At 72.7% G+C, this 14,120-nt stretch carries 9 protein-coding genes; 6 read left to right on the top strand and 3 right to left on the bottom strand.

What is annotated here, in order from left to right; translation table 11 throughout:
- Positions 1-127: 127 nt before the first annotated feature.
- From ACZ4Z1_RS00410 to ACZ4Z1_RS00400, 3 genes are all read left to right on the top strand, one after another.
- Positions 128-472 (top strand): hypothetical protein, encoded by a 345-nt coding sequence (locus tag ACZ4Z1_RS00410; protein ID WP_468484351.1) that lies wholly within the window; start codon positions 128-130, stop codon positions 470-472.
- A gap of 202 nt (positions 473-674) precedes the next feature.
- A complete protein-coding gene (locus tag ACZ4Z1_RS00405; protein WP_468484350.1) occupies positions 675-1,934 on the top strand; it encodes an acyl-CoA dehydrogenase family protein in 1,260 nt (419 codons plus the stop codon).
- Between the two features lie 301 nt (positions 1,935-2,235).
- Complete coding sequence (locus ACZ4Z1_RS00400; RefSeq protein ID WP_468484349.1) at positions 2,236-4,479, top strand: serine/threonine-protein kinase; 2,244 nt, start codon at positions 2,236-2,238, stop codon at positions 4,477-4,479.
- 88 nt (positions 4,480-4,567) lie between these two features.
- Here ACZ4Z1_RS00400 and ACZ4Z1_RS00395 read toward each other — a convergent pair whose 3' ends face one another.
- Entirely contained in the window at positions 4,568-5,842 is a 1,275-nt protein-coding gene (locus ACZ4Z1_RS00395; RefSeq protein WP_468484348.1) for a glycoside hydrolase family 27 protein, read from the bottom strand.
- Between the two features lie 191 nt (positions 5,843-6,033).
- On the opposite strand from ACZ4Z1_RS00395, the gene ACZ4Z1_RS00390 reads away from it, so the two are divergent.
- A complete protein-coding gene (locus ACZ4Z1_RS00390) occupies positions 6,034-7,614 on the top strand; it encodes a phytoene desaturase family protein (RefSeq protein WP_468484347.1) in 1,581 nt (526 codons plus the stop codon).
- 13 nt (positions 7,615-7,627) lie between these two features.
- Here ACZ4Z1_RS00390 and ACZ4Z1_RS00385 read toward each other — a convergent pair whose 3' ends face one another.
- Positions 7,628-8,806, bottom strand: a complete 1,179-nt coding sequence (locus ACZ4Z1_RS00385) for an FAD-dependent oxidoreductase (RefSeq protein ID WP_468484346.1) — start codon at positions 8,804-8,806, stop codon at positions 7,628-7,630.
- 146 nt (positions 8,807-8,952) lie between these two features.
- Here ACZ4Z1_RS00385 and ACZ4Z1_RS00380 point away from each other — a divergent pair, with 146 nt between their 5' ends.
- Both ACZ4Z1_RS00380 and ACZ4Z1_RS00375 read left to right on the top strand, forming a co-directional pair.
- Entirely contained in the window at positions 8,953-10,056 is a 1,104-nt protein-coding gene (locus tag ACZ4Z1_RS00380; RefSeq protein WP_468484345.1) for an NAD(P)H-dependent flavin oxidoreductase, read from the top strand.
- Between the two features lie 29 nt (positions 10,057-10,085).
- Complete coding sequence (locus tag ACZ4Z1_RS00375) at positions 10,086-11,651, top strand: acyl-CoA synthetase (RefSeq protein WP_468484344.1); 1,566 nt, start codon at positions 10,086-10,088, stop codon at positions 11,649-11,651.
- A gap of 16 nt (positions 11,652-11,667) precedes the next feature.
- Here ACZ4Z1_RS00375 and ACZ4Z1_RS00370 read toward each other — a convergent pair whose 3' ends face one another.
- Positions 11,668-14,097 (bottom strand): penicillin acylase family protein, encoded by a 2,430-nt coding sequence (locus ACZ4Z1_RS00370; RefSeq protein ID WP_468484343.1) that lies wholly within the window; start codon positions 14,095-14,097, stop codon positions 11,668-11,670.
- Between the last annotated feature and the right edge of the window lie 23 nt (positions 14,098-14,120).

Raw genomic sequence — 14,120 nt, 5'->3', positions numbered from 1 at the left:
TCCTCCCCCTGGTCCCCCTGGCGCCCGCGCCCGCGAGAGGCCAGTTGGCGCATCGAAGATGACGTACCGGCCCGGCCGTCGTTCTCAGCCCATGGCCAGCCACAGAACACTCACAGCCAGCGCGGTCATGGCCGCATCAGCAGCGGCGGCACTGGCCGGTGCGGGACCCGCGTCAGCCGGTGGGATCATCGTCATCGGGTCTCCGTCCCACAACAACACCTGCATGAACGGGCCGGGTATGGCCGCGAACGGGGCCGCCACGCACGGCACCGGGAGCGCCGCCGGCCTGCTCGGGCAGATTCCTTTCGGCAGTCCGCTCAACCACTGCGGCAGCGCCGACCTGCCCGGCAACAAGCAGGGCAACGAAGCCCCGGACGACGATCCCGGCATCGAGCACACGTCGTCCGAGCCCGTCGTGGACAACAGGTACCCCGGCACGGGACAAGTGGATTTCCTCAAGTTGCTGAGGTAGGCGGGCACTGTCCCCGCCCCACCGCCGTTCCGGCGGGCCCGCCACCCACGCCCTTCCGTATCGGTGGAACACGTTCTACTGTGCCCACGACCTGTCACCCGACGGGCCGTCAGGAACATCGCCGGTCGCGCCGCGCCCGTAGCGCGTCGGGGCGCGTATGCGTGACCGCATGAGCCGGGCCGGTCAGACCAGGAGGGGCCACATGCACCTCGAATACACCCCGGAACAGCAGCGGCTGCGGTCCGAACTGCGGGAGTACTTCGCCGCCTTGGTCCCCGACGGCGCGTACGCACGCTTCCACGGCCCCGACACCGGCTCAGACTCACCGGCCACGCCCGCCACAGAATCTTCGAACACCCCCACGGCCGCTGCGGGCCCCACCCCCCAGAAACGCTTCTACCGCGCCACCATCCGCCGCCTGGGCGCGGACGGCTGGCTCGGTGTCGGCTGGCCCGAGGAGTACGGCGGCCGGGGCATGACGCCGATGGAGCAGTTCATCTTCTTCGACGAGGCCGCGCAGGCGGGCGTCCCGCTGCCGCTGATGGCGCTGAACACCGTCGGCCCGACGATCATGCGGTACGGCACCGACGAGCAAAAGGCGTACTTCCTGCCCAGGATCCTCTCCGGAGAGATCGACTTCGCGATCGGCTACAGCGAACCCGACGCCGGTACGGACCTCGCCTCGCTCCGGACCCGGGCCGTACGCGACGGTGACGGTTACCTCGTCAACGGGCAGAAGATCTGGACCACCAACGGCGACACGGCCGACTGGGTCTGGCTGGCCGTGCGCACCGCCCCCGCCGAGGACGGCGTGCCGCCGCACAAGGGCATCAGCCTGCTCCTCGTGCCGACCTCCGACCCCGGCTACTCCTGCACCCGCATCAACACCCTCGCCTCGCACGACACCACCGCCAGTTACTACGAGAACATCCGCGTCCCCCTCACCCGCCGCGTCGGCGAGGAGAACCAGGGCTGGCGCATCATCACCAACCAGCTCAACCACGAGCGCGTCACCCTCGCGGCCCACGGCACGATGGCCGTCCGCGCCCTGCACGACGTACAGCGCTGGGCCGCCGGAACGAAGCTGGCCGACGGCCGGCGCGTCATCGACCTCGGCTGGGTACGCGGCCTGCTGGCCCGTACGCACACCAGGCTGGACGCCATGAAGCTGCTGAACTGGCAGATGGTGGACGCCCTCCAGCGCGGCACGCTCACCCCGCAGGACGCCTCCGCCGTCAAGGTCTACGGCTCGGAGGCGCGCCGCGACGCGTACGCCTGGCTGATGGAGGTCGTGGCCGCGGCCGGCCCCCTGAAGGACGGCTCGGCCGGCACCGTCCTGCACGGCGAACTGGAACGCGGCTACCGCTCCGCGGTCATCTTCACCTTCGGCGGCGGCAACAACGAGATCCAGCGCGAGATCATCGCGTGGATCGGGCTGGGGATGCCGCGGGTGCGGCGGTAGCGCGCGGGCGCCGCCCCCGCGACGCCCCCTCAGCGCCCTACACCCCCAGCCCCCGCCCCGCCATACTGAGCGGGCAGTACACCTAGGGCGTTTCTGATGGATCTCCGTGGAGGGCACCGAGCGGCGTTCGGTGCGTGCGCTCGGAGTGCGGTGTGAAGGGTCATGTGGCGGAGCCACCTGTCCCTTCGCGCCGTGCGGCGAGGGTGCGTGCCGGGCGTCGCGAGGCCACGGAGATCCATCAGAAGCGCCCTTAGGGGGATCGCGGCGGCTGACGTGGCGGGGACGGGGGCGCGGGCGGGCGATGGTGGAGAGCAGGCTGGTTCAGGGGCGGTACCGGTTGCTCGACCTGATCGGGCGCGGTGGGATGGGGGAGGTGTGGCGGGCGCGGGACGAGTCGCTGGGGCGGCAGGTCGCGGTCAAGTGCCTCAAGCCGCTCGGGCCGCAGCACGATCCGTCGTTCATGCGGGTGCTGCGGGAGCGTTTCCGGCGGGAGGCGCGGGTGGCGGCGGCGCTTCAGCACCGTGGTGTCACGGTCGTCCACGACTTCGGTGAGGACGACGGGATCCTGTTTCTCGTGATGGAGCTGCTGGACGGGCGGAATCTGAGCCAGCTGCTGGAGGACAACCGGCACGATCCGCTGCCCGTGCCGGATTTCGCGGACATCGCCGAGCAGGTCGCGGCCGCCCTGGCGTACACCCACGAGCAGTCCATCGTGCACCGTGACCTCAAGCCCGCGAACATCGTGCGGATCGCGGACGGGACGGTGAAGATTTGTGATTTCGGCATTGCCCGGCTGGGGCACGACATCGGGTTCACCGCCCGGCTGACCGGTACGGGCGTGGCGATGGGCACGCCGCACTACATGTCGCCCGAGCAGATCGGCGCCGGGACGGTCGATCACCGGAGTGATCTGTATTCGCTGGGATGTGTGCTGTACGAGCTGGCGACGGGGGTGCCGCCGTTCGATCTCGACGACGCGTGGGCGGTGCTCGTCGGGCACCGTGACACGGCACCGGAGCCGCCGCGCGGGCACCGCCCCGACCTGCCCGAAGCGTACGAGCGCATCGTCTTGGACCTGCTGGCGAAGGATCCGGAGGACCGGCCCCGGGACGCCGCTGAACTGGTGAAACGACTCGTCTCGGCGCGCAGGCCGCCGGAGTACCCCACCGTGGAGGCGACGCTCCCGGCGCGGCCGGGCGGCCGCACGCCGACCCGTGCCGTCTGCCGTCTGCCGTCCTGGACGCAGGGGATGAGCGGCGGGACCCTGGCCGGACCCCGTGCGCCGCGGGGGTCCGGCGCCGAGGGCGCCGCCGGGCTCACCGGTTCGTGGACGAGCGGTCTGCCGCCGCTCAGCCGCGACACCCCGGCCCCGTACGTCGCCGAGCGCCCCGCGCCCTCGCCCGAACACCTCGCCGCGCTGGCCGCCCGCCACAACGCGGGGCTCAGCCTCGGCCGGCTCGGGCGGTGGACGGAGGCGGGGGAGGTGCACCGCGCGGTCGCCGCCGAGCGGGAGCACGCGCTCGGGCCCGATCACCCCGACACCCTCGCCAGCCGGTTCGAGGTGGCCTTCACCCTCGCCCGGTCCGGCCGGCCCGCCGACGCGCTGCGCGAGTACGAGCGGGTGGCCGCCGGGCGCGAACGGAGCCTCGGCGCCGACCACGTGGACACGCTGGCCGCCCGCCAGGAGACGGCGTACGCGCTGGGACGCCTCGGGCGGCACTTCGAGGCGCACCAGGTGTATGTGTCCGTCCTCGCGGCCCGGGAGCGCACGATGGGTCCCGGGCATCCCGACGCGCTGCGCTGCCGGCACAACCTCGCCTTCAACCTCAGCCGTCTCGGCCGGCTGGAGGACGCGTACCGGATGGCGCGCGACGTGGCGTCGGCACGCGCCCGGGTGCTGGGGGCGCAGCATCCGGACACCCTTGTGACGCGGTACGAGGTTGCCTACTTGCAGGGGCAGTTGGGGAGGTGGGCGGAGGCGTTGCAGACGTACCGGGAAGTGGCCGCCGACCGGGCGCAGGCGCTGGGGCCCGGCCATCCGGACACGCTCGCCGCCCGCTACGAGGTCGGTATAAGCCTGGGGCGCCTGGGACGCAGCGCGGAGGCGCTGGAGCTGTACCGGGACCTTGTCGACGCCCGTACGACCGCGCAGGGCCCTGCCGATTCCGAGACGCTGCGTGCCCGGCACGGGCTCGGGGTCAACCTCGGCCGCCTCGGGCGCTGGGAAGAGGCGCTGTCCGAGGCGCGGTCGGTGGCCGCGCTCCGCGAACAGGTGCTGGGCGCCGACCACCCGGACACCCTCGTCAGCCGCCGGGAGATCGCTGTCGCCCTGGGGTGGCTGGGCCGCTGGCCCGACGCGCTGGCGGTCTACCGGCAGGTCGCCGCGGCCCGCGAACGGGTGCTGGGCGCCGACCACCCCGACGCGCTCGCGAGCCGCAGCGACGAGGCCCAGTGCCTGGAGCAGCTCGGACGCTCCGCCGAGGCGGTGGCGCTGTACCGCCGGGTCGCCGCGCTGCGGCAGCGGCGGGCGCCGGGGAGAGGCTGAGGGCGGGCCGCCGGCCGGATAGGGGGCCGGGCCGGCCGGGCCGGGGCTGAAGGAGGGCTGCGCCTTCCGCACCCGGCCCGGCGGCCGCTCAGCGCACCGGGTGCACCCGGTAGAGCACCGTCGCGTGCGCCGGCACCCGTACGGAGATCTTCCCGGTGGTGCGGGAGGCGCGCTTGGTGACCAGGTCGCGCAGCTCGTACGAGCTCGCCTTCGGCAGGCCGGCCGTCTTCGTCGTCGTGGACAGCGTCCGCGGCGCGTCGCCGGAGTTGAAGAGCGCGACCGCCCGGTCACCGTTCTGCAGTGGCTTGGACAGTACGTCGTATCCGGGGCCCTGCTGGACCACGCGCCCCTGCACGCCCTTAGGGTCCTGGTCGACGGCGATGACGTCCCGGTTGCCGAGGACGCGCAGCGCGGCCGGTGAGATCTTCGTCAGGTCCGTGCTGGAGATCAGCGGCGCGGCCATCATGGCCCACAGTGACATCTGGCTCTGGATCTGCCGGGTGGTCAGCCCGGAGTCGCCCGCGAGCAGGAAGTCGGGGTCGTTCCAGCGGCCCGGCCGCTGGAAGTGCGCCAGCTTGGCGTTGTACGCGTAGTTGTACTTGATCGACGACCACTTCTTGGCGCCGCCGTGCTTCTCCACCGCGATGTCGCGGCCCTCCCGCCACAAGTTGCCGACCTGCGACGACCAGCGGATGACCTGGTGCCAGACCTGGTCGCCGTCGTACTGGAAGTAGGCGGGCGCCGACACCGAGAAGACGATGTCGCGGCCGGTCCTGCGCAGGGCCTGGCTGACCGCACGGTACGCGTCGTGGTAGGTCCGCTCCTTGGTCTTGCCGGGGGCGGTGGGCAGGTTGCACCCGTCCATCTTCAGGTAGTCGACCTTCCACTTCGCGAAGAGGTCGGCGTCCTGCTGGTAGTGGCCGAAGCTGCCCGGGTACTTCTCGCAGGTCAGCTTGCCGACGTCCTCGTAGATGCCGAACTTCAGGCCCATCCGGTGCAGTTCGCGGCCCACGTACGCCATGCCGCGCGGGAAGCGGGCCGGGTCCGGGACGAGGTTGCCCTTGGCGTCGCGCTGTTTGAGCATCCAGCAGTCGTCGACGGTGACCGTGTCGTAGCCCTTGGCCGCGAGGCCGGACTTCACCAGGGCCCGCGCGTTGCCGAGGATCACCTTCTCGTCGATGTCGCACATGTAGTACGACCAGTTGTTCCAGCCCATCGGGGGCCTGGGGGTGAGGTTCGGGTAGACCGCGGCGGCGCGGGGCCCGGCCGGGCCCGGTGCGGTGGGGGTGGCCGCCGCCGGGAAGGCGGCGGCCGCGGACAGGACACCCGCCGCGCTCAGGGCGGCGGCGCTCAGGCGGGTCACGGTGCGCCTCGGGGGACGCGTTGCCGACGAAACGTGCACAGGCACCTCACGGGGGAGCGGAGCAGGCCGATTCAACGCATCGTCGGACGTTAGGAACGTAGGAGGAGGGGAGCAAGGCGCCGCGCTGCGGGTCCTTCGGAATTCAGCCTTCCGTACCTGGTGGCGGCGATCACCGCGTGCTACCAAGAGACATGCCGGAACGGACTTCGTACGACGTGGTCATCGTCGGTGGCGGGCACAACGGCCTGGTCGCCGCCGCCTATCTGGCCCGCGCCGGGCGCCGGGTGCTCGTCCTGGAGCGGCTCGGCCACACCGGTGGCGCCGCGGTCTCCACCCGCGCCTTCCGCGGCGTGGACGCGCGGCTGTCCCGCTACTCGTACCTGGTCAGCCTGCTGCCACCGAAGATCGTGAACGATCTGGGCCTGCGCTTCGCGGTCCGCCGGCGCTCGGTCTCCTCGTACACGCCCGCGGTACGCGGCGGCCGCCCCACCGGCCTGTACGTCAGCACCGACGAGGACGCCACCCGTGCCTCGTTCACCCGGCTCACCGGCTCGGGCCGGGAGTACGCGGCCTGGCAGCGTTTCCACGGCATGACCCGGCGGGTCGCGGAGCGCGTCTTCCCCACCCTCACCGAACCGCTTCCGACGCGCGCCGCGCTGCGCGCCCGGGTCGGCGACGACGCGGCCTGGGAGGCGCTTTTCGAGCGGCCGCTCGGTGAGACGGTCGAGGCGGCGTTCGCCGACGACCTGGTGCGGGGTGTGGTCCTCACGGACGGGCTGATCGGTACGTTCGCGCACGCCCACGACCCGGCCCTGGCGCAGAATCGTTGCTTCCTCTATCACGTCATCGGCGGCGGCACCGGCGACTGGGACGTGCCGATCGGCGGCATGGGCGCGCTGACCGACGCGCTCGCCGACGCCGCCCGCAAGGCCGGCGCGGAGATCGTCACCGACTGCCCGGTGACCGGGATCGCCACCGACGGCAGCACGGCCGAGATCACCTCCGCGTACGGCACGGCCGGCGCGCGCCACGTCCTGGTCAACGCCGCCCCGCACACCCTCGCCGCTCTCCTCGGCGAGCAGCCCCCGGAACCCGTCGAGGGCGCCCAGCTCAAGGTCAACATGCTGCTCACCCGGCTGCCCCGGCTGCGCGACACCAGCGTCGACCCGCGCCTGGCCTTCTCCGGAACCTTCCACGTCGCCGAGGGCTACGAGCAACTGGAGACCGCCTACCGGCAGGCGGCAGCCGGCGAACTCCCCGCCGCGCCGCCCTCGGAGATCTACTGCCACTCCCTGACGGACCCCTCCATCCTCGGCTCCGACCTGGTACGCCAGGGCTACCAGACGCTGACCCTCTTCGGCCTCCACACCCCGGCCCGCCTCTTCACCGGGGACCACGACGCCACCCGGGAGCGCCTGCTCGCGGCGACCCTCGCCCAGCTCGACGGCGTACTGGCCGAACCGCTCACCGACTGCCTGGCCACCGACGCGGACGGCCGCCCCTGCATCGAGGCCCGCAGCCCGCTCGACCTGGAACGCGACCTCGGCCTGCCGGGCGGCAACATCTTCCACCGCGAGCTGGCGTTCCCGTACAGCCCGGAAGACGGGGCGGAGCACGGCACGCGGACCGACGGCGACGACGCGGCGGCCCGTTGGGGTGTGCGGACTGCGCACCCCAACGTGCTGCTCTGCGGGTCGGGCGCGGTCAGGGGCGGCGGAGTGAGCGGAATTCCCGGCCACAACGCCGCCATGGCCGTGCTCGGCCAGGGATGACGGCCGGCGCCTCTCAGGCGGCGCCGGCCGTTCCGCGCCCCCGGAGCCCGGCCGCCCGCACCGCCCCCGCGGCGGCCCGTACGGCGCTGTTGAGCGCGATCTCGCCGCGCATACCGGGTGCCGCGACCATGTCCCCGGCCAGGAAGATCCCGTACCCGCGGTCGATCGCCGGACGGTCCCGCCAGGTCAGCCCCGGCAGGTCCAGGGCGCCGGTCCGGCCGCGCGCGGTGCCCTGGCGCCGCCACACCGCACGGTCGCGCCATCCGGGTACGGTCAGCCCGGCGAAACGTTCGAGCCGCTGCCGGGCGCCGGCCAGGCTCTCCCCGGCGCGTACGGGCATGTCGAGCTGGAACAGCGACGTGCCGTGCGGCGCGGTGGTCGGGTCCTGCATCGAGTAGCTCTCGTGGAAGCCGCCCGAGTCCAGGTCGAAGGTGAGGAACCGATCCTGCCTGCCGTGCGGGACCGCGAGGTCCAGCAGGACGCAGTGGCCGCTCTCCCAGCGCAGGGAGTCGTCGCGCAACAGGGCGCGGGCGGAGGAGAGTTCGGTGGCAACGATGGTGGGGCGGTCCGGGAGTTCGGTGACCCGCGAGCCCAGCTCGACGCGTACGCCGAGCTGCCGGGCGCGGGCCGCCAGCCGGTCCACGACCGCCTGCCAGCCGCCGGCCACCCACCGTACGGTCGGCACCCCGGGCGCGAACACGCGGCGGATCAGCTCCCACACGAAGGCCGCCGAGAGCCGGCCGGTGTCCGCGTCGTACGTCACGGCCGCGATGGCGTGGGCCGCGGCGCGCGCCGCCTCCTCGCCGAAGTGCCGGGACGCCCAGCCGTGGAAGTCCTCGTCGACGGGGGCGGTACGGGACCGGCCCACCGTGATCATCCGCAGGAACCCGGCCGGTGGCCGGAGTGTGCGCCGCCCGTCCCGTACGAAGGAGACCCGCAGCAGGTCGCGGGCGGACGGCCGCCCCAGCCGGCCGGTCAGACCGCGCTCCGCCAGCCAGGTCCAGTGCGGGCCGTCGCAGTAGAAGACGTGCGGCCCTTCGTGAGCCACGTACGGGGCCGGCGTGGCGCGCCCGCGGCCGCCCGGCGAGCCGTGCGCCTCGTGGAGCGTGACGGCCGCTCCGGCCTCCGCGCAGGCGATGGCGGCCACCAGGCCCGCCGTACCGCCGCCGATGACGGTGATGTCCGTCCGCATGCTGTGCCTCCAGGCTCCGCCGCTCAGGTGTCCGCCCTCCCGGACGGACCGCGGCCCGCGGATGTGACACGAGGCGGAGCCCCTTTTTCTGACGAGCCATCAGGAACCCTCTTCCCTCGTCCGGCTCCCTGCGGCATCCTGCGGCCATGCAGACGGAGCTGAGCAACCGGCTGGGAGTCGAGCACGCCGTCTTCGGGTTCACCCCGTTCCCGGCGGTGGCCGCCGCGATCAGCCGCGCCGGGGGCTTCGGCGTGCTCGGCGCGGTCCGCTACGCGGCCGCCGACGACCTGGCCCGCGACCTGGACTGGATCGAGCGGCACACCGACGGCAGACCGTACGGCCTCGACGTCGTGATGCCCGCGAAGAAGGTGGAGGGCGTCACGGAAGCGGACATCGAAGCGATGATCCCGCCCGGGCACCGCCGCTTCGTCACACAGACCCTGGCCGAGCACCAGGTGCCCGAACTGCCCGCGGGCGAGGCCTCCGGCTGGCGCATCACCGGCTGGCTGGAGCAGGTGGCCCGCTCCCAGCTCGACGTCGCCTTCGAATACCCGATCAAGCTGCTGGCCAACGCGCTCGGCTCACCGCCCGCCGACGTCGTCGAGCGCGCCCACGCGCACGGCATCCTCGTCGCCGCGCTCGCAGGCAGCCCGCGGCACGCGCGGCACCACAAGGACGCCGGTATCGACATCGTCGTCGCCCAGGGCTACGAGGCCGGCGGCCACACCGGAGAGATCGCCACCATGGTGCTCACCCCCGAGGTCGTCCGCGCCGTGGACCCGCTGCCGGTGCTCGCGGCCGGCGGCATCGGTACGGGCGAGCAGATCGCCGCCGGGCTGGCCCTGGGAGCCCAGGGCGTCTGGCTCGGCTCCGTCTGGCTGACCACCGAGGAGGCCGGGCTGCACTCCCGGCGGCTCACCGAGAAGCTGCTCGCCGCGGGCCCCGGCGACACCGTCCGCTCGCGCGCGCTGACCGGCAAGCCCGCCCGTCAGCTCCGTACGGCGTGGACGGACGCCTGGGACGACCCGTCCAGTCCAGGGCCGCTGCCCATGCCCCTCCAGGGACTCCTGGTCGCCGAGGCCGTCTCCCGTATCCAGAAGTACGAGGTCGAGCCGCTGCTGGGCACACCGGTCGGCCAGATCGTCGGGCAGATGAACTCCGAACGCAGTGTGCAGGCGGTCTTCGACGACCTGACCCGCGGATTCGAGCGGGCCGTCGACCGTATCGACCGCATCGCCGGGCGCGGTTGAGACCAGTCTCCGAGCCGAGGAGGACACGCATGTCGGCATCCATGGCGTCACCCACCCCCAACGGCTTCTGGGCGCAGGCCGCCACCGGTCCGGGGCGTACGGTACTGATCGCCCCGGACGGCGAGGAGTGGACCGCCGCCCGGCTGCACGCCGCCTGCAACCGCCTGGTGCACGGGCTGCGCGCGGCGGGCCTGGAGCGGGGCGACGCCTTCGCGGTGGTGCTGCCCAACGGCGTGGAGCTCTTCACGGCGTACCTCGCGGCCACCCAGGCGGGCTTCTATCTCGTACCGGTCAACCACCACCTGGTCGGCCCGGAGATCGCCTGGATCGTCGGTGACTCGGAGGCCAAGGCGCTGATCGCGCACGAACGGTTCGCCGACGCGGCCCGCGCCGCCGCCGACGAGGCGGGACTGCCACCGCAGCACCGCTACGCCGTCGGCGAGGTGCCCGGATTCCGGCCGTACACCGCACTCCTCGACGGACAGCCGGAGACCGCGCCGGAGGACCGCACCCTCGGCTGGGTCATGAACTACACCTCCGGCACCACCGGCCGCCCCCGCGGCATCCGCCGCCCGCTCCCCGGGAAGCTGCCCGAGGAGTCCCCGCTCGGCGGCTTCCTCGGCATTTTCGGCATCCGGCCCTTCGACGGCAACGTGCACCTGGTCTGTTCACCGCTCTACCACACGGCCGTACTGCAATTCGCGGGCGCGTCCCTGCACATCGGGCACCAGATCGTCCTGATGGACAAGTGGACGCCCGAGGAGATGCTGCGCTTGATCGACACGTACCGCTGCACCCACACGCACATGGTGCCGACCCAGTTCCACCGCCTGCTCGCCCTTCCGGAGGAGGTACGGGCGCGCTACGACGTGACCTCGATGCGGCACGCGATCCACGGCGCCGCGCCTTGCCCCGACCACGTCAAACGAGCCATGATCGACTGGTGGGGAAGCTGCGTGGAGGAGTACTACGCGGCGAGCGAGGGCGGCGGCGCCTTCGCGACGGCCGAGGACTGGCTGAAGAAGCCCGGTACGGTCGGCCGGGCCTGGCCCATCAGCGAACTGGCGGTCTTCGACGACGACGGCAACCGCCTGCCGCCCGGCGAACTGGGCACCGTCTACCTGAAGATGACCACCGGCGGCTTCAGTTACCACAAGGACGAGGGCAAGACCCGCAAGAACCGCATCGGCGACTTCTTCACCGTCGGCGACCTCGGCCACCTGGACGAGGACGGCTACCTCTTCCTCCGCGACCGAAAGATCGACATGATCATCTCGGGCGGGGTCAACATCTACCCCGCCGAGATCGAGGCCGCCCTGCTCACCCACCCCGCCGTCGCCGACGCCGCGGCCTTCGGCATCCCGCACGACGACTGGGGCGAGCAGGTCAAGGCCGTCGTCGAGCCCGCCGACGGGTACCCGGCGAGCCCGGCGCTCGCCGACGCGATCCTGGCCCACTGCGCGGAGCGGCTGGCAGGCTACAAGCGTCCCAGGTCGGTCGACTTCATCGCGGCCATGCCACGCGACCCGAACGGCAAGCTCTACAAGCGGCGGCTCCGCGACCCGTACTGGACGGGCCGGGAGCGCGCCGTGTAGAAGCCGTTTCAGCAGGTCACCGCTGGCGCACGCGCACCACCCGCAGCTCCGGTGAGGCCAGCACGTCCTGCTCGCAGAAACGCGAACGCAGCATCCGGCTCGCCGAGTACAGCTCGGTCTGGTCGCTGTAGTGCGGCGAGCGCGGGTTGGAGGACTGTGAGTACGTCAGCAGCGTACGGGCGTCCACCGGGCAGCCGCCGCCCTGGAAGGACACCGCCTGGATGTAGCTGGAACCGTGCCGGACCTCGGTGTAGCCGCCGTCCGCCGGGTTCCACCGGCCGATGCTCATGTTCCAGACACCCAGCCCGTGCGCGCCGCCGCTGACCGGGATGCGCTTGCCGTTGCGTACGACGAACTGGTGCTCGCCCAGCGGGGCGGCGAGCGGGATACGGGCGGCGCGCAGTTCGGCCGCGGCGTCGGCGAGCGCGGTCGCGAAGCCGGGGGCCGCGGTGTTCAGGGTGCGCGGGGTGTGTACGGGGTCGGCCGGGTCGAAAGGCGTCTTCCACAGGTCGGTCTGCGGCACCTTGGCGGTCAGTCCGCGCCAGAATCGGTCGAAAAGGAGCGCGCCTTTGCTGTCCGTCCGCACCGTACGGTCCCAGTCGCCGATCACCCGGCACGCCTCCGACACGTCCACGGGCTTGCCGTCGCTGCCGGTCGCCGTGCCGCCGGGGAGCGCGGCGCAGGCCCGCGCGGTGTCCGCGGCGGCAAGATCACCGGCGGGCACCCGGTTGGCGAACTGCTGCCGCTGGAGGTCGGCCACCGTCAGGCCGCCCCGGTCCGCCATGGCCGAGACGTCCTCGACGGCGCCGCGGGTGCGCAGTTCGCGTGGCGTGGCGATGTCGCCGAAGACCCGCGGGTAGCCCGTCAGCGGCCGGTCCGCGTTGGCCAGCCAGGCACTGTCGTTGGAGTTCTCCACGTACGGCGTGTCCGTGAGCGTGGGCATCGCGGACGGGCCGAAGATGCCGGGCTGTACGGCGTCCCGGTCGCGGCCCGGCGCGCAGTCGGAGCGTGCCCCGTCCAGCACGGCCAGACCGGTGCCCGGGTACAACTCCCGGCCCAGCGCGGTGGAACAGCGCTCGGCGAGATCGTCGGTGATGCGCGGCAGCACCTGCGACTGGGTGTAGAGCGTGCGGCCCGCGGAGTCGGACGCGACGGTGTTCACCCAGGGCAGCCCCTGCGAGCGGCGTACCGCGCGCTGCACGCCCGCCACGTCACGCGCCTTGCCGAAGCCCAGCGCGGTGTCGAACATGCGCAGCTGGGCCGCGTTCGGGTCGCTCAGCGCGTACGCCGTGCGGGCCGTCCACGCCAGGTCGAGACCGCCGTAGCCGGTGGTGACCGGGCCGTACCGCGTCCACCACTGGGTGCGCCGAACATCCTGACCGTTCTTGACCGAAACGGTTACGGTCCGACGTGTCATCCGCTCGGACCTGCCGTCCACGAGGTACGCGGTCGGGTCGGCGGGGTCCAGGGTGAGCTGGTGGAAGTTGAAGGGCACCCCGGTGGAGACCGTATGGCTCCAGGCGACATGGGCGTTATGGCCGATGGACGGGGTGGGGGCGCCGAGGAGCGAGCCGCCCGCGGCGTCGAGTTCGCCGGGGATGGTGACCTGCGACTGCCAGAAGCGGCGGCCGCCGGACCACGGGTAGTGCGGATTGCCGAGGAGCAGGCCACGGCCGTTGGCGGTGGTCGTGCCGCGGAAGGCTACGGCGTTCGAGGCCATGCTTCCGGCGCGGTGCGCCAGGTGGGAACGGATGGCGGAGATGGCCTTGTGCGGGGTCGGCCGGACGGTCCGGCGGGTTCCGGGAGCTGAGGCGGTGCCGGCCGTGGGCGGCGTGGCTGCGGTGATGCCGTCCACCATGTCCCCCTGGCCGGCTGTGATCGCGAGCGCGTGGACGCCGGCCGCCACGTCGACCTGGGTGACCGGCTTGACCCAGGGCTTGCCCGCACACGCCGGATCGGTGATCTTCTGCTGCGCCAGCCAGGCGTTGTACCCGGCCGCCCAGCCGCGCATCAGCTCCTTCATCTCACCGCTCGGACCGGCGGGCGCCGGCTGCCGGAGCAGCTTCTCGACGGTGCCCGTCCGCCGTACGCCGGTGAAGAAGAGGTCGCTGGCCAGGTTCGTGCTCGCGGAGGAGTGCGTACCGTCCGGCCTGCCGTCGGCACCGAAGTACCGGGAACGTTCACCGCGTACGGTCACGAATCCGTCCGCGAGGGTGCAGACCTGGTCGGCGGCCTGCGCCCAGCCCACACCGAAGCCCAGGCCGGGGTAGTCGTCGGCGACTATGTGCGGAATGCCGTACTCCGTGTAGCGGATGTCGGCCGTGAGGCCGCCGCCCGCCGGACGGGACGCCTCGGCGGCGGCCGCCGCGCCCGGGGCGGGTGCGAGCGCCGCCCCGGTCAGCAGCACCACCCCGGCCACGGCGAGCTTTCTGAGTCGGTCGCGCATATCGGGTGGTCCTCCCTGTGGTC

The sequence above is a fragment of the Streptomyces sp. NPDC030165 genome (assembly GCF_055573595.1).
This window is presented reverse-complemented; position numbering and strand designations above follow the sequence as displayed.

Bases quoted from the DNA above. Each gene is read 5' to 3' on its own strand.
- ACZ4Z1_RS00385 (WP_468484346.1), bottom strand. From the start codon at position 8,806: ATGCGGACGGACATCACCGTCATCGGCGGCGGTACGGCGGGCCTGGTG.
- ACZ4Z1_RS00370 (WP_468484343.1), bottom strand. From the start codon at position 14,097: ATGCGCGACCGACTCAGAAAGCTCGCCGTGGCCGGGGTGGTGCTGCTG.
- ACZ4Z1_RS00400 (WP_468484349.1), top strand. From the start codon at position 2,236: ATGGTGGAGAGCAGGCTGGTTCAGGGGCGGTACCGGTTGCTCGACCTG.
- ACZ4Z1_RS00410 (WP_468484351.1), top strand. From the start codon at position 128: ATGGCCGCATCAGCAGCGGCGGCACTGGCCGGTGCGGGACCCGCGTCA.
- ACZ4Z1_RS00380 (WP_468484345.1), top strand. From the start codon at position 8,953: ATGCAGACGGAGCTGAGCAACCGGCTGGGAGTCGAGCACGCCGTCTTC.
- ACZ4Z1_RS00405 (WP_468484350.1), top strand. From the start codon at position 675: ATGCACCTCGAATACACCCCGGAACAGCAGCGGCTGCGGTCCGAACTG.
- ACZ4Z1_RS00390 (WP_468484347.1), top strand. From the start codon at position 6,034: ATGCCGGAACGGACTTCGTACGACGTGGTCATCGTCGGTGGCGGGCAC.
- ACZ4Z1_RS00375 (WP_468484344.1), top strand. From the start codon at position 10,086: ATGTCGGCATCCATGGCGTCACCCACCCCCAACGGCTTCTGGGCGCAG.